At 55.8% G+C, this 25,252-nt stretch carries 25 protein-coding genes; 19 read left to right on the forward strand and 6 right to left on the reverse strand.

Features of this window, described 5'->3' with window-relative positions:
• The first annotated feature begins 586 nt into the window (after positions 1 to 586).
• On the forward strand, positions 587 to 2,245 hold the full coding sequence (locus ACGK9W_RS04055) for a choice-of-anchor F family protein (RefSeq protein ID WP_405419150.1): 1,659 nt from the start codon (positions 587 to 589) through the stop codon (positions 2,243 to 2,245).
• A gap of 85 nt (positions 2,246 to 2,330) precedes the next feature.
• On the opposite strand, the gene ACGK9W_RS04060 is transcribed toward ACGK9W_RS04055, so the two are convergent.
• Complete coding sequence (locus tag ACGK9W_RS04060) at positions 2,331 to 2,747, reverse strand: hypothetical protein (RefSeq protein ID WP_053114929.1); 417 nt, start codon at positions 2,745 to 2,747, stop codon at positions 2,331 to 2,333.
• Positions 2,748 to 2,880: 133 nt separating this feature from the next.
• A complete protein-coding gene (locus ACGK9W_RS04065; protein ID WP_008172128.1) occupies positions 2,881 to 3,417 on the reverse strand; it encodes a DUF2058 domain-containing protein in 537 nt (178 codons plus the stop codon).
• A 106-nt stretch (positions 3,418 to 3,523) separates the two neighbouring features.
• On the opposite strand from ACGK9W_RS04065, the gene dbpA reads away from it, so the two are divergent.
• The 4 genes from dbpA (at position 3,524) to ACGK9W_RS04085 (ending at position 8,549) form a co-directional block, all read left to right on the forward strand.
• A complete protein-coding gene (gene dbpA / locus ACGK9W_RS04070) occupies positions 3,524 to 4,897 on the forward strand; it encodes an ATP-dependent RNA helicase DbpA (protein WP_008172127.1) in 1,374 nt (457 codons plus the stop codon).
• Between the two features lie 223 nt (positions 4,898 to 5,120).
• Positions 5,121 to 5,372: an OadG family protein gene (locus tag ACGK9W_RS04075; RefSeq protein ID WP_008172126.1), complete on the forward strand. Its 252-nt coding sequence runs from the start codon at positions 5,121 to 5,123 to the stop codon at positions 5,370 to 5,372.
• Between the two features lie 41 nt (positions 5,373 to 5,413).
• Complete coding sequence (oadA, locus tag ACGK9W_RS04080) at positions 5,414 to 7,201, forward strand: sodium-extruding oxaloacetate decarboxylase subunit alpha (RefSeq protein ID WP_053114930.1); 1,788 nt, start codon at positions 5,414 to 5,416, stop codon at positions 7,199 to 7,201.
• A gap of 13 nt (positions 7,202 to 7,214) precedes the next feature.
• On the forward strand, positions 7,215 to 8,549 hold the full coding sequence (locus ACGK9W_RS04085) for a sodium ion-translocating decarboxylase subunit beta (protein ID WP_053114931.1): 1,335 nt from the start codon (positions 7,215 to 7,217) through the stop codon (positions 8,547 to 8,549).
• A gap of 52 nt (positions 8,550 to 8,601) precedes the next feature.
• Here ACGK9W_RS04085 and ACGK9W_RS04090 read toward each other — a convergent pair whose 3' ends face one another.
• Genes ACGK9W_RS04090 through imuA form a run of 3 tightly spaced genes read right to left on the reverse strand, consistent with a single transcriptional unit; the run spans position 8,602 to position 13,838 of the window.
• Positions 8,602 to 11,721 carry an error-prone DNA polymerase gene (locus ACGK9W_RS04090; RefSeq protein ID WP_053114932.1) on the reverse strand — a complete coding sequence of 1,040 codons (3,120 nt, stop codon included), beginning with the start codon at positions 11,719 to 11,721 and terminating at the stop codon, positions 8,602 to 8,604.
• A complete protein-coding gene (locus ACGK9W_RS04095; protein ID WP_008172120.1) occupies positions 11,721 to 13,139 on the reverse strand; it encodes a DNA polymerase Y family protein in 1,419 nt (472 codons plus the stop codon). Before ACGK9W_RS04095 ends, ACGK9W_RS04090 begins: the two co-directional genes overlap by 1 nt.
• Positions 13,140 to 13,148: 9 nt before the next feature.
• Positions 13,149 to 13,838 carry a translesion DNA synthesis-associated protein ImuA gene (gene imuA / locus ACGK9W_RS04100; protein WP_092031874.1) on the reverse strand — a complete coding sequence of 230 codons (690 nt, stop codon included), beginning with the start codon at positions 13,836 to 13,838 and terminating at the stop codon, positions 13,149 to 13,151.
• A gap of 128 nt (positions 13,839 to 13,966) precedes the next feature.
• Here imuA and ACGK9W_RS04105 point away from each other — a divergent pair, with 128 nt between their 5' ends.
• Positions 13,967 to 14,314 carry a 4a-hydroxytetrahydrobiopterin dehydratase gene (locus tag ACGK9W_RS04105; RefSeq protein ID WP_008172116.1) on the forward strand — a complete coding sequence of 116 codons (348 nt, stop codon included), beginning with the start codon at positions 13,967 to 13,969 and terminating at the stop codon, positions 14,312 to 14,314.
• Positions 14,315 to 14,359: 45 nt separating this feature from the next.
• Here ACGK9W_RS04105 and ACGK9W_RS04110 read toward each other — a convergent pair whose 3' ends face one another.
• Positions 14,360 to 15,346 (reverse strand): integron integrase, encoded by a 987-nt coding sequence (locus tag ACGK9W_RS04110; RefSeq protein WP_405419159.1) that lies wholly within the window; start codon positions 15,344 to 15,346, stop codon positions 14,360 to 14,362.
• 408 nt (positions 15,347 to 15,754) lie between these two features.
• On the opposite strand from ACGK9W_RS04110, the gene ACGK9W_RS04115 reads away from it, so the two are divergent.
• The 13 genes from ACGK9W_RS04115 to ACGK9W_RS04175 all read left to right on the forward strand — a co-directional run bounded on the left by ACGK9W_RS04115 (position 15,755) and on the right by ACGK9W_RS04175 (position 25,022).
• Positions 15,755 to 16,036 (forward strand): type II toxin-antitoxin system RelE/ParE family toxin, encoded by a 282-nt coding sequence (locus tag ACGK9W_RS04115; protein WP_008174260.1) that lies wholly within the window; start codon positions 15,755 to 15,757, stop codon positions 16,034 to 16,036.
• A gap of 14 nt (positions 16,037 to 16,050) precedes the next feature.
• A complete protein-coding gene (locus ACGK9W_RS04120) occupies positions 16,051 to 16,365 on the forward strand; it encodes a HigA family addiction module antitoxin (RefSeq protein ID WP_008174257.1) in 315 nt (104 codons plus the stop codon).
• Positions 16,366 to 16,454: 89 nt separating this feature from the next.
• Positions 16,455 to 16,730, forward strand: coding sequence for a hypothetical protein (locus ACGK9W_RS04125; protein WP_405419163.1), 276 nt, complete (start codon positions 16,455 to 16,457; stop codon positions 16,728 to 16,730).
• Positions 16,731 to 17,705: 975 nt separating this feature from the next.
• Positions 17,706 to 17,984 (forward strand): type II toxin-antitoxin system RelE/ParE family toxin, encoded by a 279-nt coding sequence (locus tag ACGK9W_RS04130; RefSeq protein ID WP_349557827.1) that lies wholly within the window; start codon positions 17,706 to 17,708, stop codon positions 17,982 to 17,984.
• A gap of 10 nt (positions 17,985 to 17,994) precedes the next feature.
• Entirely contained in the window at positions 17,995 to 18,309 is a 315-nt protein-coding gene (locus ACGK9W_RS04135) for a HigA family addiction module antitoxin (protein ID WP_200365435.1), read from the forward strand.
• A 161-nt stretch (positions 18,310 to 18,470) separates the two neighbouring features.
• Positions 18,471 to 20,339 (forward strand): phospholipase effector Tle1 domain-containing protein, encoded by a 1,869-nt coding sequence (locus ACGK9W_RS04140; RefSeq protein ID WP_405419167.1) that lies wholly within the window; start codon positions 18,471 to 18,473, stop codon positions 20,337 to 20,339.
• Positions 20,329 to 20,946, forward strand: a complete 618-nt coding sequence (locus ACGK9W_RS04145) for a DUF2931 family protein (protein WP_075267703.1) — start codon at positions 20,329 to 20,331, stop codon at positions 20,944 to 20,946. The genes ACGK9W_RS04140 and ACGK9W_RS04145 overlap by 11 nt, the downstream gene beginning before the upstream one ends.
• A 622-nt stretch (positions 20,947 to 21,568) precedes the next feature.
• Positions 21,569 to 21,874, forward strand: a complete 306-nt coding sequence (locus ACGK9W_RS04150) for an NIPSNAP family protein (RefSeq protein ID WP_138441980.1) — start codon at positions 21,569 to 21,571, stop codon at positions 21,872 to 21,874.
• A 122-nt stretch (positions 21,875 to 21,996) separates the two neighbouring features.
• Positions 21,997 to 22,155 carry a hypothetical protein gene (locus ACGK9W_RS04155; protein WP_405419171.1) on the forward strand — a complete coding sequence of 53 codons (159 nt, stop codon included), beginning with the start codon at positions 21,997 to 21,999 and terminating at the stop codon, positions 22,153 to 22,155.
• Between the two features lie 99 nt (positions 22,156 to 22,254).
• A complete protein-coding gene (locus ACGK9W_RS04160; protein ID WP_008172221.1) occupies positions 22,255 to 23,508 on the forward strand; it encodes an IS256 family transposase in 1,254 nt (417 codons plus the stop codon).
• 360 nt (positions 23,509 to 23,868) lie between these two features.
• Complete coding sequence (locus ACGK9W_RS04165; RefSeq protein ID WP_405419173.1) at positions 23,869 to 24,150, forward strand: type II toxin-antitoxin system Phd/YefM family antitoxin; 282 nt, start codon at positions 23,869 to 23,871, stop codon at positions 24,148 to 24,150.
• Positions 24,147 to 24,449 (forward strand): type II toxin-antitoxin system RelE/ParE family toxin, encoded by a 303-nt coding sequence (locus ACGK9W_RS04170; RefSeq protein WP_405419176.1) that lies wholly within the window; start codon positions 24,147 to 24,149, stop codon positions 24,447 to 24,449. The genes ACGK9W_RS04165 and ACGK9W_RS04170 overlap by 4 nt, the downstream gene beginning before the upstream one ends.
• 81 nt (positions 24,450 to 24,530) lie before the next feature.
• Entirely contained in the window at positions 24,531 to 25,022 is a 492-nt protein-coding gene (locus tag ACGK9W_RS04175) for a hypothetical protein (protein ID WP_405419179.1), read from the forward strand.
• Positions 25,023 to 25,252: the final 230 nt, after the last annotated feature.

The raw sequence follows: 25,252 nt of genomic DNA on the forward strand, positions 1-25,252 counted from the left end.
GGAATCTTTTATTTGCAGCTATTAAGGCCGCTTTTATCAAAAGAATCCAGAGGCATACCGTAACAGATAGTTTCTGGACGAGTTTATTTGATACGGAAATGCAGCAATTCTCCGAAATATAAAATCATTAAGCAGTGAGCCTACAAGGACTCGAAGGTGAACACTGCCTGATTGGTATTCAGGTCTGCTCGGCTTTGAGGGTGCGACAAAAAGTCACACCTATCGATTCGGTGGCTAGACAGGAACGACTGGCTGCAACTGCGAGCGGTGTAATGGAGTTTTCTTTCACAGGTAATTGTCTTGAGATTCCTGTTCGTGGGCGCCTCATGGCTGGGTATACGGCCGATCGCGATGTTGCAGCTTTGCGCTTCTGGCAAAAGCATGAGAACTGTTCGTGCTAGATTGTTCTACTAGTTGTAACTAAAAAGCATTTGCTTATCGGTTTTTGTGCTTTACGATTGTGAATGAACGGTAATCTTGAACTGCTCTATGTTTTGGATTTTCTGAACTGCATTAGGGAAAGCATTATGACTACTAAAAAAATGATTTTGCGAGACATCGACTTGCTAGCGCCGTGTTTTGTTCCATGATTGGCCTGCCGTGTGTGGCTGTTGCGGCAACGATGGAGGGAGTGAACGAAGAAAACCTTGCGGTTCCACCGGTTGAAGGTAAAACCTTGGTGTATACCGATACAGAGGGAACTGCCAGCTTTGGGTGGCTCGATCCGGTTAACGATTTTGGCAATGTAGGGTTGGGGATCAAGGTCTATAACGAGCCGTTCACCGCCCTGCAGACATACGATTTTGCCGGTTGCCTGATGGCTCAGCCCGATCGTGCCCCCGGCGACAACTGTACAGCCCCGCCTGATTCCGGAAAGCGTTTCAAGCTTAAAACAACCGAAACCAATGGTCCCATCGACATTGTTGTCGATGTGTCAGCCGATGATTCGGTAAGTCTCTATCGGGTGATTGGCAAGTTTTCCAATCTTACCGACGCCTCCAATTCGGTTGGCGGTGATTTGAATGCGATCCGTTTCGAGCTCGGTTTTGGGGTTGGAAGCGAGTTTATGCGTTCATCTGTTGGTGATGGTCTGGGTTTCGGCTTTGCAGATGGCGCTAAACTGAGTATCGGGCCTGTTGGTAAGTACCCCGGCGGCCTTTTCGGCGGTAGTAAAGTTGAGGGATTGCCTTTCTTCAGCACCGAGGTTGCTCCATTTACTGAATCGCTTGCTACGGCTGATGATGGAGATGTGCTTGAAACCAATGGCACCATTGCCACGCAGTACAGTTCTTTGTTTGGTGATTGGCGGACGCTGAGCGAAACGCCCACGGGATGGTTTATTGATCACGATGGTAATCCGGCCAACGACTCGATCCTTCTGGCTTATAACGCCGGAACGGCTTCCGCGCCGGATTGGCAGACTTATGAAAAAGTCTTTAGTACGACAGTTGAGGTAGATGCCAATGGCGACAATACGGTAGATACTCTCGCTGATCGATGGGATCCCAACAGCATTAACTTCGACCCGAGCGTAGCCGACGATGTAGGGCCAATTGTGGATACCTTGGGTGAGGGGGATGCCCAAGATACTGTACCTGATGCAATTTCATTGAATCAGTCTTCTGCTGCTGGCCTGTATGTTGCCGATTACAACAATACGGGCGAGGGTTTCAAAGTCCTGATCGATGGCGAGGCTGTAGCCATTGATGCCTTCGCCGAGTGGGCTAATCAACCTCCGAAAGTGCTCAATACTTCAGACGGCTCCCTCTACGCTACATGGAGGTCTGATGAGGGTGAGGATGGGTTGTATGAGTTGGCAGACGGTTCGTTCGAAACTGTTGAGGCTGTAAACGCGACGATTCTGGCTGATGAAGCGGCATATGAACGCGTTGCCGGTTATGTTCAAGGCCCGATTGAAGATCTCGCCAACGTCAATATCAACCCCACAATTTCAGTGGGCGCGGCTGCCAATTGGCCAACCTGTACCGGTGATGGTGTGAGTACGACTTGTAGCTTCACGTTCAGGGTTACCGGTCTGAATGGTGCAGTTGATGATCCGATGATTCCAGATACTCCGGTTGAACCCGAGCCTGAAGAGCCCACTGCAGCGTCCAGTAGTGGCGGCGGTACCATCTTTGGTTGCACCGCAGGCAAACCAGGTGCTCCGTTCGATCCGGTTCTGCCGGGCCTGGTGCTGATGGCGATGGGCGGCTTGTGGGCGCGTAAGCGTCTACGCAATGCCTGAATAATCTCGAGGTAAAAGGCGCAAATAAAAATCGGGGCTGACAATCAGCCCCGATTTTTTTGTGGCCCTGAACAGCAATGTCCGACTACTGGCTGTTTGAGCCTTTCATCTTATACTGCTGGTTCTTGCCGTTACCGCCACCCCCGGCGCCCTGTCCATTTTGCTGGCCCATACCCTGGCCGTTTTTCTGCCCCATACCCTGGCCCATGCCTTGGCCTTTACCCATGCCTTTTCCGGAACCCTGTCCCATGCCGTTCCTGAGCTCAACGCCACGCTCTCTGGCTCGTTCCATCATCCGTTCATGGTGGAGCTGGCGGTACTTCGCACGCTCGGCGTCGGTGTTCAGGTTGCGCATGGTTTCCCGGTGCTGTTGCAGCTCTTGCTGGGTCATCAGTTCCCGTCCGAAAACCTGGTCGTCCGATTGGGCGGCAACCGGCATACTGGCCAAAGACGCCAGTAACGTGGCGCCAGCAATCAAGCTCAATGATTTTTTCAGTCTCATAGTTAATCCCCTTCGTTCTATGGATATAACTAAAGTATAGGTCAAGTCAGAAGTTTTGGGGTTATGAGTAGTACCTATGTATTTCCCGGGTGCATGTAGGACCAAAAGGGTGGATCTGCGGTTGATTAGTGCGTTACCACATCAGATCATCAGGGATTTCGTAGCCTGCGTAAGGATCATCCTCACCTGCATCGTCCTGTTTGCGATCATGAAGTACCACCACGGCGCTCTCATCCCGCTCCATGATTTTTCGGGCAACACCTTCCGCCACAATCTCGTAGTTATCGTTCACGAAAACAATTGCCAGGCGGCCGCGGGATAGCTGATCGACCATAGTGTCGTCTACGAAGAGCTTCTTGATCTTCTTGTCATGAACAAACTGATAGGAGGTTTCGCCGCGGCTCCGGTCCAGCCGGTTGGTTTCTACCAGTTGCCGGATCTGGGCCTGGATGGCTTTCTTTTCGGCAGCGCGCTGACGCTCCAGGTTGAGTTGGCGATCCCGCTCTGCTTTTTCCTCACGGGCCTGACGTGCACGGGTCTCGGCCTCGTTAACTTCCACAGCACCCTTGGGTTGCTGCTTTCTTTTCTTCCGTTTTTCGCTGCGAATGGCCTTGGCTTTTTTCTCGTCGGCAAGGCCGGCCTTCAGCAATTGATCCTGCAGGGATGCCATCAGTAACTCCGTTCTTTCGTTGCATATTCTGGTATCATTTCGGCCTAGTATACGCCCTCATTATTGCCTTCATAACCAGCTTCCGCTGAATCCGGGATTTTCTTCTATGTCTTCTTTTAACGACTTTGGCCTGTCTACCGCCATGTGCTCGAACCTTAACCAGCTGGGGTTTGCCCAACCCACGGAGATTCAGGCGAAGGCCATTGCGCCGGGGCTGGCGGGAAAAGACATCATTGCCATGGCCAAAACCGGTAGCGGAAAAACGGCGGCGTTTGGCATCAGCCTGGTTGAGCGGCTCAATCCCCGACTGTTCGCGGTTCAGGCGCTCGTGCTGTGCCCGACCCGTGAGCTGGCAGACCAGGTCGCCAAAGCTATCCGTGAGCTGGCGCGGGCCCGGGACAATATCAAGGTGCTGACTCTGTGTGGTGGTGTTGCCATCGGCCCCCAGATCGGGTCCCTGAGCCATGGCGCTCATATTGTTGTGGGTACCCCGGGCAGGATTCAGGACCACCTGCGCAAGCAGACCCTCTCGCTGGCGCGGCTTAAAACCGTGGTGCTTGATGAGGCGGACCGAATGCTGGATATGGGTTTTCAGGAAGCGATGGAAGACATCCTGTCCCAGACTCCGCCATCACGCCAGACCATGATGTTTTCGGCGACCTGGCCGGCGCCCATCCGTGAATTGAGCAAGCAGTACCAGAAAAGCCCGGTAGACGTTCGGGCCGAGGAAGCCGGTGACAACCCGGACATTGAAGAGCTGTTCTACGAAGTGTCGCCACATTCCAAATCGGATGCCATCGTAGCGCTGCTTTCCGAGCGTCAGCCCGAGTCCTGCATCGTTTTCTGCACCACCAAACAGCAGTGTGACGACATGGCGGCGGAACTTGGTGAGCGGGGTTTCTCTGCGCTGCCTTTGCATGGCGATCTGGAGCAACGGGATCGAGACAGCGTGCTCGTGCGGTTTGGCAATCAGAGCTGCTCCATCCTGGTTGCCACCGACGTGGCTGCCCGTGGCCTCGACATAAAGTCTCTGCCCCTGGTTATCAACGCCGAGCCCGCGCGGGATCCCGAAGTGCATACCCATCGGATCGGGCGCACCGGCCGGGCAGGGGAGCGGGGTCATGCTGTTACCTTCTGCACGCCGGCCCAGGGGCACAAGATTACCCGCATCGAGTCCGAAAGAGGCCGCAGCGTGACATGGGGAGACACAGAGAAACTCCTGGCGACGCCGCTGAAACCGGTCGTGCCCGCCATGAAGACCCTGTGCATTGCCGGTGGTCGCAAAGACAAGGTTCGTCCCGGCGATGTCCTGGGTGCCCTGACGGGCGAAGCAGGCCTGCCTGGCAAAGCTGTCGGCAAGATTGATCTGTTTGATCATCAGTGTTTTGTCGCGGTAGAGAAGTCGCTTGCAGCTAAGGCATTGGCCAGGCTCGAAAGTGGCAAGGTCAAGGGGCGGAAAATACGCGTTCGATATGCCTGAATGAGAATTGCTTCGTCTGTATAAATGCGTGTCTTTTCGGGCCGCGACGCTCGGAAACCCCGTATAGATTTTTGCATTCAGGTTGCCCGGGCACCCTGAAAACGGTAAATTACGCAGGATTTTGCCCCCCGAATTGTCGCGGAAGCGTGTTAGACCTTAGTCTAACTGGTCAGTCCGGGCACAGATCGGGAGAAATATAAATCAATACAGGTAGCTGTTCGATATGAATGACCTGATGTCACAAGCCGTCGATCTGATGATTGCCGGAATGGGGTTTGTATTCGTGTTCCTCATTATTCTGGTGTTCGCGACACTCCTCATGTCCAAGCTCATAGGACGGTTTGCGCCGCCAGAGCCGGCAACCCCGGCCAAAACGCCACGTGCCAAGCCGAAGGCGCCCGCGTCGGTTGACCCTGACACCGCCGAGGCCATCAAGAAGGCGATTGCACAATTCCGGTCCCGCCACAAGAAGTGAACCGGTAAAAGACTAGAACCTTTAAACAGAAGGCTGACACGATGACTGACACAAAGAAACCGCTGGGGATTACGGACGTTATCCTGCGTGACGCCCACCAGTCCCTGCTTGCCACCCGTATGCGGCTGGATGACATGCTGCCAATTGCCGAGAAACTCGACAAGGTCGGTTTCTGGTCCCTGGAATCCTGGGGCGGCGCTACCTTTGATTCCTGCATTCGCTACCTGGGCGAAGATCCCTGGGAGCGCATCCGCGAGCTGAAAAAAGCCATGCCCAACACCCAGCAGCAGATGCTGCTGCGCGGTCAGAACCTGCTGGGCTATCGTCATTATGCGGATGATGTGGTGGACCGTTTCTGTGAACGTGCCGCTGAAAATGGCGTTGACGTATTCCGTATTTTCGATGCGATGAACGATCCCCGTAACCTGGATCGTGCCATTAAGGCCGTTCGCAAGACCGGCAAGCATGCCCAGGGCACCATTGCCTACACCACCAGCCCGGTGCACACCATCGAGATGTGGGTAGAGCTGGCGAAAGAAGTTGCCGACATGGGTGCGGACTCCATTGCGATCAAGGACATGGCCGGTATCCTCAAGCCGTACGTGGCCTATGATCTGGTCAGCCGTCTGAAGAAAGAGCTGGATATTCCGATCCACATGCAGTGTCACGCCACCACCGGCATGTCGACCGCTACCGCCATCAAGGCTGCGGAGGCCGGTATCGATAACGTGGATACGGCCATTTCCTCCATGAGCATGACCTACGGTCACTCGCCCACAGAAGCCGTCGTTGCGATTCTGGAGGGCACTGACCGTGACACCGGCCTGGACCTCAACCTGCTGGAAGAAATCGCCAGCTACTTCCGCCAGGTGCGCAAGAAGTACGCGAAATTCGAAGGCAGCCTGCGTGGGACCGATTCCCGCATCCTGATTGCCCAGGTACCAGGTGGCATGCTCACCAACATGGAAAACCAGCTGCGTGAGCAGAACGCCAGCGACAAGTTTGATCAGGTTCTGGACGAGATTCCCAAGGTTCGCGAAGACCTGGGCTTCATCCCGCTGGTAACCCCGACGTCCCAGATCGTCGGTACCCAGGCGGTACTGAACGTTCTGACCGGCGAGCGCTACAAGTCCATCTCCAAAGAAACCTCTGCGATCCTGAAAGGCGAGTACGGTGCTGCACCGGCGCCGATGAACAAGGAACTGCAGGAGCGTGTTCTGGATGGCAAAGAGCCTGTGACCTGTCGTCCGGCGGATCTGCTTGAGCCGGAAATGGACAAGCTGACTGACGAACTCAAGAAGCTGGCCGACGAGAAGGGTATCAAACTGTCTGACAACGTTGAAGACGACGTTCTCACCTACGCGCTGTTCCCGCAGATCGGCCTGAAGTTCCTGGAAAACCGTGACAACCCGGATGCGTTCGAGCCGGTTCCGACCGCTGAAAGCGCTGCTCCGGCCGCGAAATCTGAAGGCCCTGAGACCTACACCGTTGAAGTGAATGGCAAGAAGTTTGTGGTTGCCGTTTCCGAAGGTGGCGAGATCAGCCAGATCCAGGGCGAGGGCGGTGCCGCTTCCGCACCGGCTGCTTCCTCGGCTCCGGCACCTGCAGCGGGTGAAGGCGAGCCTGTGGTTGCACCGCTGGGCGGCAACATCTTCAAGGTTCTGGTTTCTCCGGGTGACACCGTGGAAGAGGGCGATGTGATGATTATCCTCGAGGCCATGAAAATGGAAACCGAGGTTCGCGCGCCAAAAGCCGGCACAATCGGCGAAGTCTTCATCAAGGTCGGTGATGCCGTCTCCCCTGATGACGAAATGCTGACAATCGCATAAGGGCCAGCATTCCATGGATAAATTAATGACACTCTGGACAGGTAGTGGCCTGTTCAACATCGAGATCGGCCAGGTGATCATGATCGCCATCGGCCTCTTGCTTCTCTATCTTGCGATTAACAAGAAATTTGAGCCGTTGCTTCTGGTACCCATCGGGTTCGGCGGCATCCTGGCGAATATTCCGGAGGCAGGCCTTGCCCTGACTGCGGCGGAAAATGCCATCCATTTTGCCCTGAAGGAAGAGTCAACTCAGATTCTGGCTGCTCTGGCCGCACCTCTGGATGTGGCCTACCAGGTCGGGCAGGCGGTGACGCCAGAGTTGAAAGACGCCTTCAAGGTGGCCGTAAAAGAGGCCAGCTACTCCGAAATGGCGATGGCCAACTCCCTGGCCCAGGATTTCGGTTACGGCAATGGCATGCTCTATAACTTCTACTCCGTGATCATTGGCAGTACGGTTGGTCCGCTGTTGATCTTCATGGGTGTGGGCGCGATGACCGACTTCGGTCCGTTGCTGGCTAACCCCAAGACCCTGCTGCTGGGTGCCGCTGCCCAGTTCGGTATCTTCGGTACTGTCATTGGTGCTGCGCTGCTGGACTGGACCGGTGTTCTGGAGTTCAACATTCTGGAAGCCGCCGCTATCGGTATCATTGGTGGTGCAGATGGCCCGACTTCCATCTATGTCTCCAGTGTTCTGGCCCCGCACTTGCTGGGTGCCATTGCGGTCTCTGCCTACGCTTACATGGCACTGGTGCCGATGATCCAGCCGCCGATCATGAAAGCACTGACCTCCGCTGAAGAGCGCAAGATCAAGATGACGCAGCTGCGCCCTGTCAGCAAGCAGGAAAAGATCATTTTCCCGCTGGTGGTTCTGATTGCGGTCGTTCTGTTCCTGCCGGATGCAGCGCCGCTGCTGGGTATGTTCACCTTCGGTAACCTGATGCGTGAATGTGGCGTGGTCGAGCGTTTGAGCGACACGGCCCAGAACGCGCTGATTAACATCGTGACCATTTTCCTTGGCCTGTCCGTTGGTTCCAAACTGATGGCAGACAAGTTCCTGGACGCCCAGACCCTGGGTATCTTGGGCCTGGGTATCGTGGCCTTCGGTGTGGGTACTGCCTCGGGTGTTCTGATGGCGAAGCTGATGAACAAGCTGAGCAAAGAGCAGATCAACCCGCTGATCGGTTCTGCCGGTGTATCTGCGGTGCCGATGGCAGCGCGGGTCTCCAACAAGGTGGGCCTGGAAGCCAACCCGCAGAACTTCCTGCTGATGCACGCCATGGGCCCGAACGTGGCTGGCGTTATCGGCTCTGCGGTTGCTGCGGGTGTAATGATCAAGCTTCTTGGCTGATTTGTTCACCGCAGTACAAAAAACCCCGCCTCTGTGCGGGGTTTTTTTGTGTCTAATGAAAATTCCTGGAATTCACGGGTAACGACTGAATCAGGTGGCTGAGGTCCGAAAGCCGACCTGCCATCACATGCACAATGTCCCCCTGTCGCTCCAGCACTCCCATCACATGCAGCAATCGGGCAGTCAGTAACGGCTTGCGCTGTCGCCGTGCCGTTTCCAGCCACACCACCACGTTCACATTACCGGTTTCGTCTTCCAGGGTGACGAAGGTAACGCCGGAAGCGGAGCCGGGGCGTTGGCGGCCGGTGACCAGGCCGGCGACCTGGACAGGGATGCCGGCTTTGGTGGATTTGAGCTGTTCGGCGCTGAGACAGAACTTCAGGTGGCCCTGTTCCCGCAATAACGCTAGCGGATGACGCTGCAGGGTGAGGCCCTGGCTGGCGTAGTCGGCCAGCACGTTCTGGCCTTCGGAGGGTTCCGGCAATTGCTCACAGTAGTCCGGTTGATAATCGACCGCCGTCTCCTGAGCGAACAGCTCCGCAGGTTGTTCATGGTCGAGCAGTTGCCAGTACGCCTGGTGGCGGTTGGCGGTGAAGCCCGGCATGGCGTTGGCGCCGGCGAGGAGTTCCATATCCCGCTGGTTCAGGGTGGCCAGGCGGCGAAGCTCGCTGGCAGAGCGGTAGCCCTCGGCTGGCCGGTTCTGGTGGATACGCTCGGCGCCGCTAACGGACAGACCCTGGATAATCCTCAGGCCCAGTCGCAGATGGCGGTCTTCGTCTTGCAGGTTGTGGTCCCACTGGCTGGCATTTACATCCGGCGGCAGCACGGTGACATTGTGCCGGCGGGCGTCCTGCACCAGTTGTGAGGGAGAATAGAACCCCATGGGCTGGCTGTTAAGCAGGGCACAGTAAAAGGCCGCCGGATAGTGCCGTTTGATCCAGGCGGAGACGTAGACAAGCAGGGCAAAGCTGGCGGCGTGGGATTCGGGGAAGCCATAGCCGCCAAAGCCGCAGATTTGCTGGTACAGCCGTTCGGCGAAGTCGGCATCGTGACCACGTTCGAGCATACCGGTGACTAGCTTTTCCCGGAACGGGGTCAGGTCGCCGTGGGATTTCCAGGCCGCCATGGCCCGGCGCAACTGGTCGGCTTCGCCGGCGGAGAAGCCGGCCGCCACCATGGCCAGTTTGATCACCTGTTCCTGGAAGATGGGCACACCGAGGGTGCGCTCCAGCACCTTGCGCACGGCATCGTTCGGGTAATCCACCGGCTCCAGGCCGTGCTTTCGGCGCAGGTACGGGTGCACCATGTCACCCTGGATGGGGCCCGGCCGAACGATGGCCACCTCAATCACCAGATCGTAATAGGTTTCCGGTTTCAGGCGGGGCAGCATGTTGATCTGGGCCCGGGATTCCACCTGGAATACGCCGATGCTGTCGCCTGTCTGAAGCATGGCGTAGGTGTCACGGTCTTCCTGGGGAATGTCCTGTATCCGGAAAGGCTGGCCTTTTTCATCGCTGATCAGTTCCAGCGCTTTTCGAATGGCGGAGAGCATGCCAAGGGCCAGCACATCCACCTTCATCAGCCCCAGGCTCTCAAGGTCGTCCTTGTCCCACTGGATTACGGTGCGGTCGGCCATGGCAGCGTTCTCCACTGGCACCAGTTCGGCCAGTGGCCCGGCGCTGATCACGAAACCGCCCACGTGCTGGGACAGATGTCGGGGGAAGCTCAGCAGGGTATTCACTAGGGTGAAGAACTGGTCCGCCACCTGTGGGTTGCGGGTGATTTTCTTGTCGAGAATCTGCTGGCGCCAGTTGGTGGCCTTGTCCCGCCAGTCGATGCCTTCCAGCAGCTGTTCCACCAGGGCCGGATCAAACCCCAGGGCCTTGCCGACATCCCGAATGGCGCTTTTGGGCCGGTAACGGATCACCGTGGCAGCCAGGGCGGCGCGCTCACGGGTATAACGCCGGTAGATATACTGGATAACCTCTTCACGACGTTCGTGCTCGAAATCCACATCGATATCGGGCGGTTCGTTTCGGTCTTTGGAAATAAACCGCTCGAACAGCAGTTCCACCCGGGCCGGGTTCACCTCGGTGATGCCCAGGCAATAACAAACCGCAGAGTTTGCTGCCGACCCCCGCCCCTGGCAGAGAATCCCCCGGCTGCGGGCAAAGTCGACAATATCGTGGATGGTGAGGAAGTAATGCTCGTAGTTCATCTCCGAGATCAGGCCCAGCTCCTTGCGGATCAGGCTCTGAACCTGCAGTGGTGTGCCATCCGGGTAACGCCGGCGCTCGCCTTCGCGGGTCAGCCGTTTCAGGTAGCCGGCCGGAGTCTCGTCCTCCGGCACCAGGTCTGGCGGGTATTCATAGCGCAGGCTGCCGGGCTCGAAGGTGCACTGGTTGGCAATGGTCAGGGTTTCATGCAGCCAGGCTTCCGGAAACAGCCGTTGCAGAACGGGCAGGGGGCGCAGGTATCGCTCGCCATTCTGGAACAGGCAGTGGCCGGCATTCTCCAGATTGGTGTGATTGCGCAGGGCTGTCAGTACATCCTGCAGCGGCTGGCGCTCCCGGCTGTGCATGTGCACCTCGCCCACGGCAGCCACGGGAATGCGCAGCTGATCGGCCAGCCAGTGTATCCGTGCCAGCCGCTGCTCCTCGCCGGATTCCAGGGTGCGGGCCGCGGCAATCCAGATCCGGGGGTCAAACAGTCGGGCCAGCCACTCGCCGCAGGCCAGCGCCTGATCGGAATCCGCTTCGGTAGGCGATGGGGGCAGCCACAGACACAGGCAGTCATCCAGGGTGTGGGTTTCAATGTCCCGGTAATACAGCTGGTAATGGCCTTTCTCAGCCCGCCGGCGGCCGGTAGTGATCAACTGGCAAAGCTGGCCATAGCCTTTGCGCGTGCGGGCCAGAAGGATAAAGCGAGGAGAAGCGGCGCCGGTGGGGGCATCCGACAACTCAAACCAGCTGCCGGTAATGAGTTTTACAGGACTTTCTGCCAGCGCCGCCCAGGCCCGGGGAATGCCGGCAACGGAGCAGGCATCGGTGATGGCCAGGGCGGTGTAGCCCAGCTCATGCGCTCGCTCAGCCAGTTCGTGGGGATGAGAGGCCCCGGTGAGGAAGGTGAAATTGCTGAAGCAAAACAGCTCTGCATACTGCTGCCCGGACATCAGCCAAACCACCCATGCACAAACCAGCCTTCCCGGGCATCCCGGAAGACCCAGGCCAACTGGCCGCTGCTCAACTGGGCAATGTAATAATCCCGGTGCACGCGCTGGCCATCCCACCAGCCACCGCTGATGCGCTCAGGCCCGGAAAACCAGGTAACGGGCGCCTCGGTCAGCGGTTGCGGGCCTTTCAATAACCAGAGCGGCCGCCTGGGCAGTTCTGCTGCCGGTACTGGCGGCGTTCCGGTTTTACGCAGAACTTCCGAGGCCGACCAGGCCCGTTCGGGACGATGATCCGCCTGGGGCGAGAGCTGCCTGAGAGCCTGATCGCCCAGGCGCGCCTGCAGCCGGCTGATCAGGGTATGCCAGGCTTCATTCAGATCCTGGGTTTCACCCAGCAGATCCTGCCCGGAGGGTGCTTCCCGTGACAGGAAACGCTTCACCAGCAAAACCATGGAGATAACCGGGGCGCTCAGGGAATGTTGCTCCAACCGCAGACGAACCAGGTTCAAGAAATGATCGGCCCGGTGCTCCGGCCCGGATGTGCGAATCTGCAGCCGGGTTGGTTCCGCATGCCGGTGCTTCAGAACCAGCCGCAGGCTGTCGGTATCCTGCTGGCGCCAGCACAGATCCTCTTCCAGTTCGACAAGCATGCGCTGGAGCGGAAACAGCAGCCCCTGGGTGTGTTCTATTTCCTGCACAAAATCCGCCTGTTGCCGGAACGAGTGGGGCGGCTGCCAGGGCGTGCGGGGATCTGGCCGGGTGCCCTGGATTTTCTGGATGTAAGCCAGTAACTCCGGAGACAGACGCCGTGCCAGTTCGCCGGGCGGTAAATCAAACACCTCCCCCAACGTGTTCAGCCCCAGGCGCTGCAAACGGGTACAGGCTTTCTCGTTGAATTCAGCTGCCAACAGGGGCATCTGGCTCAGGCTTCGAAGAATGTGGCCTTTGTCTGCCGTGCATTCCCCCTTGCCGGCGCGGGCAATCAGCCGGGCCGACAGAGGGGTATAGCCAATACCGATCCAGGCATTCAGCTGGCGCTCATTCAGCCCCTGTTCCACGGTTTGCCAAACGGCGGGCAGCCCGCCATACAGTTTTTGAAGGCTGCCAATTTCGGCCAGCAGACCATCGGGCGGCACCAACACAATATGGGCCGCATAGCGGTACAGCCAGCGGGCCTGATCTTCCAGAATCCTGGCTTCCTGGGTTTCATCGGCCCGCACCATGCCCAGATCCGGAGCCAGGCTGATGGCGGTTTTCAGGCGCATGCCGCTACGAATACCCTGGCTCCTGGCGTCCGGGCAGGCCTGGATCACCTTCTGGCCAGAGCCTTCAACCACCACCAGGGCGCCCTCATCTTCACGGGTGCGCCGAATATGGTCCAGCACCAGGTGCGGGAAATGCAGATACAGCCAGAGCATGGAGCGTTATTACCCGGTTGAACCCGACCAGGGGCCCCGGACAACCCGGGTGGTTTCACGGAAGGAGAGATCGGCCCGCTGGGCCATGGCCAGTGAACAGCGCTGCCCGGGCCAGCTACCCCGGCGCTTGAGCACATTCACCTTGAGATCCTGCTGCTCCCCCGGTTCCAGCTCCAGCCGCAGGGCAGCCGGAGAATTCTGCCCGGCGTAACGTCGTTCCCGGAACAGCACACACACATTGCTCCCGGCTTCGGCGGCCAGTTGCAGGCGACGGACTTCCCGTGAGGCCAGCTTGCCCGGCCAGGCCATTACCAGGCCTGTTACTGGTGAGCGCAGGCAGTTCTCCAGTGTCCACAAAAAGTCGCCCTCATCATCGGTATGGATCAGCACCACCTGGTCCAGGTTGACGCCTTCCCGGGCCAGGGCAGGGGCATAGGGCGTATGCGGCGGGTTCAGCCAGAACACGCTTTTGCCCTCTTCGCACACCCGTTGCATCAGCGGCAGAAGCAAATGCAGCTCACCAATACCCGGTGCATCCAGCAGGCATTCGCTCAAGGCACCCCGGGGCCAGCCCAGGCCTCCGAGCTGGTTATCCAGCACCTGGTAACCGGTTGATTGCGCAGGCTGTGTGGTCTGGGTGTGGCGGTGCCCCTGCCAGACACGGGCATCCTGCATCAGCGTGTTCAGAAGCTCGCTCATGATGAAAACTCTCAAAATACTGTTTAAATATACAGTATTCGGAAAGCCGCCGGATTTCAAGAGAAGGGTTGATAAAGCGAAGGGCACGACCCACGCTTGTAATACAGCCATCAACCATGGAGGTTGAAATGAGTGACCTGAAAGCACACAGCTGTGAAGCTTGCAGCCCGAACGCAAGCAAGGCGACCGAGGAAGAAAAGCAGCAGCTGCATAAAGAGGTTCCAGACTGGGAAATTCTGGAAATTGACGGGGAAGAACAGCTTCATAAGGTCTACAAACTTAAAAACTTTGTGAAGGCCCTGGAGTTCACCAACAAGATTGGCGAACTTGCCGAAGAAGAAGACCATCACCCGGTGGTTGTTCTGGAATATGGCAAAGTTGCAGTGAGCTGGTGGAGCCACGAAATCGGCGGCCTGCACAAGAACGACTTCATCCTGGCAGCGAGAACCGACGCTGCTTTCAACGACATGCAATAACCTCATACGCGGCGGAATCGCCTTCCGCCGCGGTCCTTCCTGAGTCTAGAAGCCTTCATCAACCGGACTGCGCACACCAAAACCGCCCTTGCGAACAACGTGGGTGTAGATTTCTGTAGTGCGTACATCCGAGTGGCCAAGCAGCTTCTGGATAGTGCGGAGATCATAGCCGGCCTCAAGCAAACGGGTAGCAAAACTATGACGAAAGGTATGACTACCCGCGAGTTTGCGGATACCTGCCGCCTGAATAGCCCGGCGAAAGTGCTTCTGAACAGTTCGGTCGAGCAAGTGATGCCGCCGGCGAGTGCCAGAGCGAGGATCTCGCGAAAGCTCCTGCGCTGGGAAGATGTATTGCCAGGCGGGCTCCTGACTGGCGCCTGGATATTTGCGGTCCAGGCCTGCCGGAAGATAAACCGAGCCGAATCCCTTCAAGAGATCCGCCTGATGCAAATACAGCGCGGAATCGATCTGTTGCTTTAACGGTTCGATGAGGCGATCCGGTAGCAGTGTAATCCGATCTTTAGAGCCTTTGCCGCCTCGAACAATCAACTGTTGCATATCAAAATCAACATCTTTGACTCTTAGGCGCAGGGCTTCGTTGATACGCAGACCAGACCCATAGAGGAGCATGGCAACAAGCTTGTAATCTCCGCCCAGGTTGCGAATCACAGAGCTGGCTTCTTCCTTACTGAATACCGTTGGAAGCTTCACCGGCTTTCTGGACTGTTCGAACTTCAGGTCGTCCAAAGGTTGGCCAAGGAATTCACGGTATAAAAATACCAAGGCGTTCAAAGCGACTCTCTGGGTTGAAGCGCTTGCGTTTGCCTGCAAAACCAGATGAGACAGAAACGATTCGACTTCTCCAGAGCCCATGGCTTCAGGGTGCTGGAGGCCATGGAAACGGATGAAACGTTTAATCCAGAACAGATAGGTTTTCTCTGTTTTATACGCCATGCCCCGCAGGCGTATGAAGCTCCGAACCTTGTCCAAAAAACGGGTTGGTTGTGCAGGTATCGGGGTGGGGATATCCATATCCATTCATCCTTTAGTGCTGTTTTTATATACAGTACTTCGGTTTGGGTTGAAGTCAAGAGAGTGATGTTGGCGGAGTTATACGAACGCGTTCGCAAAACTCCAAAAATCACATGAGAAATGACGGTAACTATCTGATAGGGTTGAGAAGTTAGAAAAATAATGGCGGAGTTATACGCCTATGGCGGGAGCAGGAGTGGCTCAAGAGGGGGCGTATAACTCCGGCGGTAGCCGTGGTAAGTGGCGCTCAAGAGCTTGTTTTTATTCAACAAACTCGTATTTTCTTGAGTATTTTCGAATGGAGTTTTACGAACGGGTGATATACGAACGCGTTCGTATAATTAGCTGTTATGCAGTAATTCTCAGGCCATATTGACAAGCGTCACGTGACGCAATACACTTCGTTTCATGATCAAATCCTTTGCTGACAAACGAACCCAAGAACTTTACTCCAAGGGCAAGTCAAAGAAATTTCCTGCGGATGTTGCATCGAGAGCCGCTAGAAAACTTGAATACGTGGATCTGGCCGTACAGTTAGAGGATTTGAAAGTGCCGCCTGGCAATCGCCTTCACCCGCTGTCGGGAGACAGGCAGGGGCAGCATGCAATTTCAATAAATGATCAGTGGCGTATCTGTTTTCGTTTTGAAGATGGCGATGCGTATGAAGTCGAGGTGTGTGACTACCACTGAGTGAGGGGATGACTATGGCTATTCTTAATACTGCCGGTATGCAGCGCAAACCGACTCATCCTGGCGAAATGCTGAGGGAGGATTTTCTTCCGGACTATGGCCTGACTGTTTCGGGGTTGGCTGAGTCTCTGGGTGTCTCTCGCCAGTCAGTTAATGAATTACTGCGCGAGCGTCGTGCTGTCAGCCCTGAAATGGCGCTTAGGCTTGCACGTTTGTTTGGTAATTCGCCGGAATTCTGGCTGAATGCGCAGCGATCTGTTGATCTTTGGACCGCCGCTCAGTCGGTCAAGGAAGAAGTGGATCGGATCAAGCCGCTACATGCTGCATAACCAGGCCATGCACCGGATGCCAAAACCTCCGCTTCGCTCTGGTTTTGTCACCGGTGATGGCGGGCGTTAAAGGCTCAAGGGAGTTTTCGGTGAGCAAAGAAGAACTTTCCCCAGAAGACCAGGCCTACTACAAGCGTTTTGAGGTCAAGCCGCTACGAGTATTGCTGTATTTCCTGGCAGTGGTTTACTTGTTGTTTGTCTTTGCGGTTGGTGGTTCTCAGTTCAGCGGAGGTTTTTTCAGCGGCGCGGTTGGGAGCTTTATCCTGATTCAAGGGATCGATCTCTCTAACAGAAGACTTACCGTAATTGGTGGGTTTTTGACAGTTGTGAGCGTCTTACAGACGATATCTTTGGTGTTGTCGTGACGGGCGGGAGCTGACTGAAAAGCCTTTAACAAATTGTTGTAGTACGTTTCGGGCCTGGCGGCCCTACACCGGACGCCCATTTCGCTGCGCTGCATGGGCGCCGCTAAACGTCGGCGTTATTGGCCCGGCATTTGTGAGTTTTTGGCGGGTGCGGTGCAAAGGCCTTGGCACCGGGTTTGGTTGCAACGCTCGTTCACTCTGGTGATCGCCAAGGCCGGAAAATTCGCTGTCTGGTTTGGTTGCCACAATGGCCAGCGGTGTTGGTATTCATGGCGTGCCCCAGTTTTGGGGCCGTCCGTCTCAAACGGTAATCGGGCGGGTAGCCTTTGCGTTCTGGTTCCTTTCGCCATCCGTCGAGTTGGTGCAAGCTGTCCGGGAGAGGGCATGCGGTCTGGGTTTCCAGGCTCAACCACGGTGGTGAACGGCCATTAACCAGGCGGTCAACCGGACGCCAAAAGCGTACCGCTTTTGGTTCCCTCCGCTGCGCTCCGGTGCCGGTTACCTAATCGTTATTGGCCCGGCATTCGTGAGTTTTTAGCAAGTGGGGTGCAAAGGCCTTGGCACCGGGATTGGTTGTAAGCCCGCTCACTCTGGTGATCGCCAAGGCCGGAAAATTCGCTGTCTGGTTTGGTTGCCACAATGCCCAGCAGTGTCGGTATTCATGACGTGCCCCAGTCGTGGGGCCGTCCGTCTTAAATGGTAATCGGGTCGGCGGCTTTTGCGTTCTGGTTCCTTTCGCCATCCGTCGAGTTGGTGCAAGCTGTCCGGGAGAGGGCATGCGGCCTGGGTGTCAGGCTCAACCACGGTGGTGAACGGCCATTAACAAGGCGGTCAACCGGACGCCAAAAGCGTACCGCTTTTGGTTCCCTCCGCTGGCGCTCCTGCACCGGTTACCTCAGCGTTATGCCTTTCTCCAGATCTATTTGCCAGATAATGACGCTTGACGTTAATAACGCACCCCGTCATTATTGAGCCATGATCATATCGTTCAAGTGTAAGGATACTGAGAAGCTAGCAAGCGGACGCCGCGTCAGACGCTTCGTCAATTTTGAGCGAGTTGCCTTGAGGAAAATTCGGCAACTTCAGGCTGCAAGCCAGCTGGATGATCTCAAAGTACCGCCCGGAAATATGTTGGAGCCATTGCATGGTGACCGCCAAGGTCAGCACAGCATTCGAATCAACAGGCAGTTCCGGGTTTGCTTCCGCTGGACCAAGGCCGGCGCGGAAGATGTCGAAATTGTTGATTACCATTAGGAGGTGGCTCATGCGCAACATTGACGCTGTTACACCAGGCGAGTTGCTCAAAGAAGATTTTCTGGAGCCGATGGGCATTTCTCAGTACCGCCTGGCCAAAGAAATCGGGGTGCCTGCCCAGAGAATAGGCCAGATCATTGCGGGAAAACGTTCGATTACCGCCGACACGGACCTGCGGCTCTGTCGTTTCTTTGGTTTGTCTAACGGCTACTGGTTGCGAGCTCAGGCAGCCTATGACACTGAGATTGCCGAAGATGCCCTAGAGGATCAGTTGAAGAATATTCGTCCGTGGACTGCTGTATCCGAAATCGGACATAGGGCATAACCAGCGGCTGCACAGCGACCGATTTTCCGCCGCTTCGCGGCTCCAAACCGGCGCGTGAGCCGGGCGTTATGTGGTGCCAACCATGCTAAAATTGCCGGTTTTGAACAATGTTTAATCACGGATAGCCAGGACGCTACTTATCACAGAAAGGAACTCTCACCATGAGCAATCTGATTGCCGCCTGCGTCGGCGATATGCACGTTTGCCCGATCAAAGGGCACGGCTCTTCCCCCATCATGCCAAACGGCTCCAGCATCCTTGTTGAAGGTAAACCTATCGCTCGCGTTGGTGATGTCACCGGCTGTGGTGCGGTTATTACTCAAGGCTACCCGTTGGCGTTAGCCGATGGTATGCCGGTGGCATACCTTGGCAGCCCCACCAGTCATGGTGGTTCCATTGTCAGCGGTAATCCACGAGTGATTTTGGGTGTCGCCACGAATACGGCACCGGTTGTGGACTTCGCCATGGCTGGTGCGCTGGATGACAAAGGCCAGCTTACCCCTGCCGCCAAAGAGTTGCTGGACAAAGATCCGCAGGAGTTTGTGCGCAAAGCTGCGCAGAAAGGCGCGTTGATTGACGAAGGTGTTTCTGACGAATCGCCAGAGGATTCGCCCGAAGAAGAGAACCGTCCTAAGGTCCGGGTGGAGGCTGGCATCTTTTTCGATGGCACCGGCAACAACCGCGATAACACACAGACGTACCAGCGACAGATGGACGATTGTCTTACGGCCAATGCGGCTGGGGCCATCTCCGAGGACGAGTGCAGTGCCGAACTGTCGCAGGTGATGGAAGGCAGTTACCTCAGTGCGGAAACCAATGTCTCCAAGCTGGAGCGAATGTATCAGCAGGGTCAATTCCAGAGTGAGGAATGGAAGGAAGCTCACCGCATCTCGACCTACGTTTCCGGTGTTGGCACCAAGTCCGGCGAATCGGATGATGGTCCCAGCATGGGGCTTGGACTTGGTGAGCAAGGCATACTCAAGAAAATTGACCAAGGCAGCGAGGCGCTGGCGGCTGATATCATCCGTTTTGTGAGTGACCCCATCGACGAACTCGTGCTTGACGTTTTCGGCTTCAGCCGTGGCGCGGCTACGGCCCGCCATTTCATCAGCCGGGAAGTTCAGGATGAAGGCGGTGCGCTGGCCGCCGCGTTTAAACAGCAGGGCATACCCTGGGCGAAGAAGATCACCGTTCGCTTTGTAGGTCTTTTCGATACCGTTGCGGGGATTGCCGATCTCGGCAATTTGGACTTCTCTGCACACGATGCAGAAACCGGACGCATCAACGTCAACCTGCGGCCGGAGGATGCTGAACGGGTGGTTCAGTTTGCCGCGCGGGATGAGCGCCGGCACAACTTCTCACTGAACAGCCTGCGAGGTGAATCCGGCGATTTGCCGGAGCACTTCAGCGAATGGGTGCTTCCGGGTGTTCACTCTGATATTGGCGGCGGTTACCCGGATCGCTTTCGAGAACGGGTTGAAGTTCGTCCGCCCTTGGTTGTCAAAGGAAAGGATCGCCGCAATCCCGAAGCCAGTTTTGAATTCTCCCGCATGTTGCAGGAACGTGCGCTGATCAAACACGAGGGTTGGATCGGGCCACTGAACCCACTCGCCACACTTGAAATTGAACAGGAACGCCCACCCGGTTTGCGTGGTGGCGACATTACGCTTCGCCTTTGGCTGGACCGCGAGGTTCTTAGTGAGTACTCCCGTATTCCGCTGTATCTGATGCACAAATTGGCGGTGGATGCTGGTGTGCCATTCGATCCTATACCTACGGAAAGCCCTCAGCTGGTTTTGCCGCCGGAACTAATGACTATCGCCAGAAATCTCGCGGCCCACGTCTGGCATGGCAGCCCGCTATTGATGACTCCGGAATCTAACGCGCTACTGAAACAGCGATATATTCATCATTCCGATCACTATCTGCAGCTTGGCCCGTTGTACCCTTTCAAGCCCGGCAAGTATGGCCGTCGAACTGTCCATCCGAATAAAGGGCAATGGAGTGAGGGGCAATACCATGAGTGTTAAAACGCTTGCCATTAGCTTCTGTGTTCTGGTGCTACTGGGGTGTTCGGATCAGAGCAAATCGGAAGGACCAGCGTATGGCCCAGACCCTACTTACCGAAGTATCTCCGTTGTCGTACCTCAGCACTACGATGCGTGGGTTGAGACCTTTATCCTGGAATCGGTATCGGGGGAAATCGGTTGGCGGGCACCTATCGGGATAATCACCTGCTGTTGGAAACATCCGTCGGGCAAAAACGCGGAGTGGCAGGCAATGCCGGGGCTTGTGCTCATCAAGTGGTTCTCGTTTGCTGAGCAGCAATCTTACCGGGCGTTGATCCAGCTTGAGAATGCCCGCGAGATTGAGGAGAAAATGAAAGAAATCGCTCCGATTGAACGCTACGGTAAAACCTTTGACATGCCTCTCAACGACCTGACGTTTGGTCTGGCGCCGGGCGGCACGGTGGTTGTCTGGATCATGAACGGCGCGGAAAATGCGATTGAGGTGGGGCGTTACGAGGCCTCAGAAATAGAAACACACCCAGAGCATTACCGTGAAATCACTGAACGCTATAATCGTGACAGTCGAGATTATATTGAGAAGCACGGTATACCGATTGATGGCTGGTAATTGTCCGTCATCGGTTGAGGTTGGGAGTAAGTCACCACATAACCAAGCGCGTCAACGGGACCGCTTTGTTCCGCTGCCGCTCCACAAATCGGCCCGTTACGCCAGCGTTATGCACAAAATACTAACGGGGAACTTTCGTGACCGCTGCCGATTGATTAGGAGAGGGTAATTCGGTTGCTTGAGTTGCGAGTCAAATTTTGCTAAGGACTTTTATGAAGTGCCCGAATTGTCATGCCAAACTCTCCATCCGGCCTTATGTAGTAAAGGATTATCAGTGCAAGACTTGTGGTGGAGTCCTCGTTTCGAGGCCATGGGTAAGAATATTTACTGCGGTGATGGCGATTGCTGTCGGGAAAACGATATTTTCTGAGGATTACGCTTTAGCCTCTCTTTTAGCTTTTGTTTATTTTTCAGTATCGCTTGGCATGGGGTCAAAGGCATTTGAGGCGCGTTTCCGTAGCGAATAGAAATTTACCACCTCACGTTAAGCTCAGATTTAAAAGCATAACCAGTCGTTGTAGTTCGTTCCGGGCCTTTGGCCCTCCACCGGACGCCCATTTCGCTGCGCTACATGGGCGCCGCTAAACGTTGGCGTTACAAGGTCAACTGAAAGGTAGTTCAAGTGGTTACCTGCTACTTAAAGTACGTTATAGATCCCTACAAAGCCGCCGAGTTCGAGCGCTACTCGAAAATGTGGATACCCTTGGTCCAGAAATTCGGCGGTCAGCATCATGGGTATTTTCTGCCGTCCGAGGGTGCCAACAATATTGCTATCGCGTTATTCACCTTCGAGTCTTTGGCAGCCTACGAAAAATACCGTGAAGCCTCGTTCAAAGACTCCGATTGCCAAGCCGCATTCAAATACGCCGAAGAAACTCGTTGTGTACTAAGCTGTGAGCGCAGTTTTATGAGGCCGGTTTTTGAGTAAGCTTGTAACAAGTGCATCAAATTCGTTCCGGCCCGATGGGCCTCCACCGGACGGCTTTTTCTCCGCTTCGCTGCGCAAAAGCCGCCGTTTATGCAGGCGTTAAAGGCTAAAGGGAGTTCCCGGTGAACAAGGAAGATCTTTCTCCAGAAGACCAAGCCTACTACAAGCGTTTTGAGTTTAAGCCGTTACGAGTATTGCTGTATTTGCTGGCAGTGGTTTACTTGGTGTTTGTTTATGCGGTTGGTGGTGCCCAGTTTAGCGGAGGCTTTTTCAGCGGCTGAGTTATGGTGATTTCTGGTGTATGGAAGCAGGTTGAAGGGGTGGCGTATCCTGTTGGTTGATCACCGCGACGATCACAACCAACAGAGGAATGATACGCCATGTCCAAGTCTAACCTGCATGCTCTTTCACAACCAGAGGTAGCCGGCAACGATCCCTTGCACGAGTTAATCCGTCAGGGTGCCCGTGATCTGATTGCACAGGCTGTCGAGACGGAGCTGGAGAGCCTGTTGAAGCAGTGCGCAGACGTCAAGACACCGGATGGCCGCCGTGCTGTGGTGCGCAATGGGCACCTTCCCAAACGCACTGTTCAGACCGGCGTCGGCGACGTAGAAGTCCAGGTTCCCAAAGTCCGGGACCGCAGTGGCTCTGGCATTCGCTTCAACAGCCACCTGCTGCCACCCTACCTGAAGCGTGCCCGGAGTCTGGAGGAACTGATTCCCTGGCTCTACCTGCGGGGCGTCTCCTCCGGTGACTTCCAGGAGGCCCTGAGCGCGCTGGTCGGCGAGCAGGCCAACGGGTTGTCGGCGAACACGGTCTCCCGGCTCAAGGCGAAGTGGCTGGATGAGCACAAGGACTGGCAGCGCCGGGACTTGAGCCAGAAACGCTATGTGTACTGGTGGGCCGACGGCGTGTACAGCAACGTCCGGCTGGACGATCGACTCTGTCTGCTGGTAATCATCGGCGTGACTGAGCATGGCCACAAGGAATTGGTGGCTGTCGAGGATGGCCACCGGGAGTCCGAGGCCAGTTGGCGAGAGCTGCTCACGGACTTGCGGGAACGTGGTCTGGAGCCGTCGCCCAGGCTGGCTGTGGGTGACGGCGCACTGGGCTTCTGGAAGGCTCTGAGCAAAGTGTTTCCGGACACCCGGCACCAGCGGTGCTGGGTGCACAAGACGGCCAATGTGCTGGACAAGCTGCCCAAGTCGGTGCAACCGAAGGTGAAGTCAGCCTTGCATGAGATCTACCTGGCAGAGACTCGTGACAGCGCCCACAAGGCGTTTGACAGCGCTTTGCGGCGGTTCCGGGACAAGTACCCGAAGGCCATGGAAAACCTGGAGAAGGACCGGGATGAGCTGCTGGCCTTCTACGATTTCCCGGCGATTCACTGGATTCACTTACGGACCACCAATCCGATTGAATCCACCTTCGCCACAGTACGGCTGAGAACCAAGCGGAGCCGGTCTTGTGGCAATCGCGACACCACGTTATCGATGGTGTTCAAGTTGCTCCAATCCGCCCAGAAACGCTGGAAGCGGATCAAGGGGTTCAACCAACTGAAGCTGGTCGTGGACAACGTGCAGTTTCAGGATGGAATACCGGTGGAGGATCAATCTGACAGGAGCGCTGCCTGATGGTCATACACCAGATTTGACAATAACTCTCAGCGGCTTGGTCGGAACCTTTGTTCTGATTCAGGGCATCGATCTCTCTCAAAGACGACTGATCGTCATTGGCGGGTTCCTGACAGTTGTGAGCGTCTTTCAGACAATATCGTCGGTGTTGTAGTGGCTACCGAGCGCTTACTGCAAAAGCCTTTAACAAATAGTTGTAGTACGTTTCGGGCCTCGCGGCCCTACACCGGACGCCCATTTCGCTGCGCTACATGTGCGCCGCTAAACAAGGGCGTTATGTTCCTCCCCCTAAGCACCTTGCTCTTCGCCAGGCAAAATCGTACTCTTTAATGTACACTTAAATGTACTGAGGTGCTTTTTATGTCAAGGGTCCGAGTAGATGAAGATATCCGCCCTCTGTCTGAATTTCGGGCAGGGGTAGCCACATTTGTAAAGCAACTCCATGACAACCGTCGTCCTATGGTGCTGACCCAAAGAGGTCGTGGCGTTGCTGTACTGCTGGATGTTCACGAGTACGAGAAGATGCAAGAACGTCTGGAAATACTAGAAGAGGTGTATAAGGCGGAAGAACAAATAGCCTCCGGGGATGGTATTGTGCATGAAGACGCGAAGGCTCGGGTTCTGAGTGGTCTGGCCCGATGAAGATTGTTTGGTCTCCGCTTGCGCTGGAGCGTGTTGAGGATATAGCTCGGTACATTGCAGAAGACAAACCAGATGCTGCGGTAAAGTGGGTTGATGGGTTATTTTCCACGGTAGAGCGGTTAGCTGATTTTCCTAAAAGTGGACGTATGGTTCCCGAGGTGGGGTCGCCTCGCATCAGGGAGCTGATATCCGGAACGTATCGGGTTGTTTACAGCGTCAAAGATCAGGTTGATATTTTGACCGTGCGTCGCAGTAGCCAGTTATTGCGGGTGTCTGAACTCGGTGATGATGAAACATAACCAACGGCTGCACAGCGACCGATTTTCCGCCGCTTGGCGGCTCCAAACCGGCGCGTGAGCCGGGCGTTAGTGAGTTTTGATGTGTCCAGCTCCGATCCAATTGTCATCGCTAGGTATGTTGCTGGGGGACTAGGCACCGAGGATCTTGTCGAGTATGCAGACAGCACACTAATGGAAGGTGCCTATTCTGACTACCTTGTAGCTATTCTGGATGAGACCCCAAAAAGTTGGAATACCATTGCACCTCTTTTCGAATTGGCCGTCAGGGATTTGGGATATCCGGTGCCAAGTTTCGAAGATGCCATTATTCAGCTTGTCCGTTACCACCTTGAGTTAATTGTAGCTGGCACGGTAGAGCCGCTTCTCGAACTGTCGGTTCTATGGAAAGACATTAAACGCTTCGATCTCCACAAAGATGTGAAGCATTACGTTGGTGATGCCATTGGAGTGGACGTCCTGTATGGCCTGTACTTCGCCGTTGATGATTTGGAATACTCCAAAAGAGATGGAGGTATCCAGGAGATCAAATCGGAGATTGTCGCAGAGAGTGAACGATGGCTAAAAAATCACTAACAAGTCACAGCACCGGACGCCATTGGCATGGCGCCGGTGTGCATCAGCGTGTGTGCCGGGCATGGCACAGAACTAGGGAGGTGAAAGTCCTCCTGCCAGGTGTTCGCAGAGCCGAAGGCTAGGAGAAGGGCAAGGGCGTCATCGTGAGGTGGGGTCTGGAGGAAGCTCAATCCAAAGCGGCGGGGCGACGAACAGGAACCCGATACGAGGTGTGGTACACCCGGGGCGAG

The sequence above is a fragment of the Marinobacter flavimaris genome, assembly GCF_045057155.1.
Taxonomy (GTDB): domain Bacteria; phylum Pseudomonadota; class Gammaproteobacteria; order Pseudomonadales; family Oleiphilaceae; genus Marinobacter; species Marinobacter manganoxydans.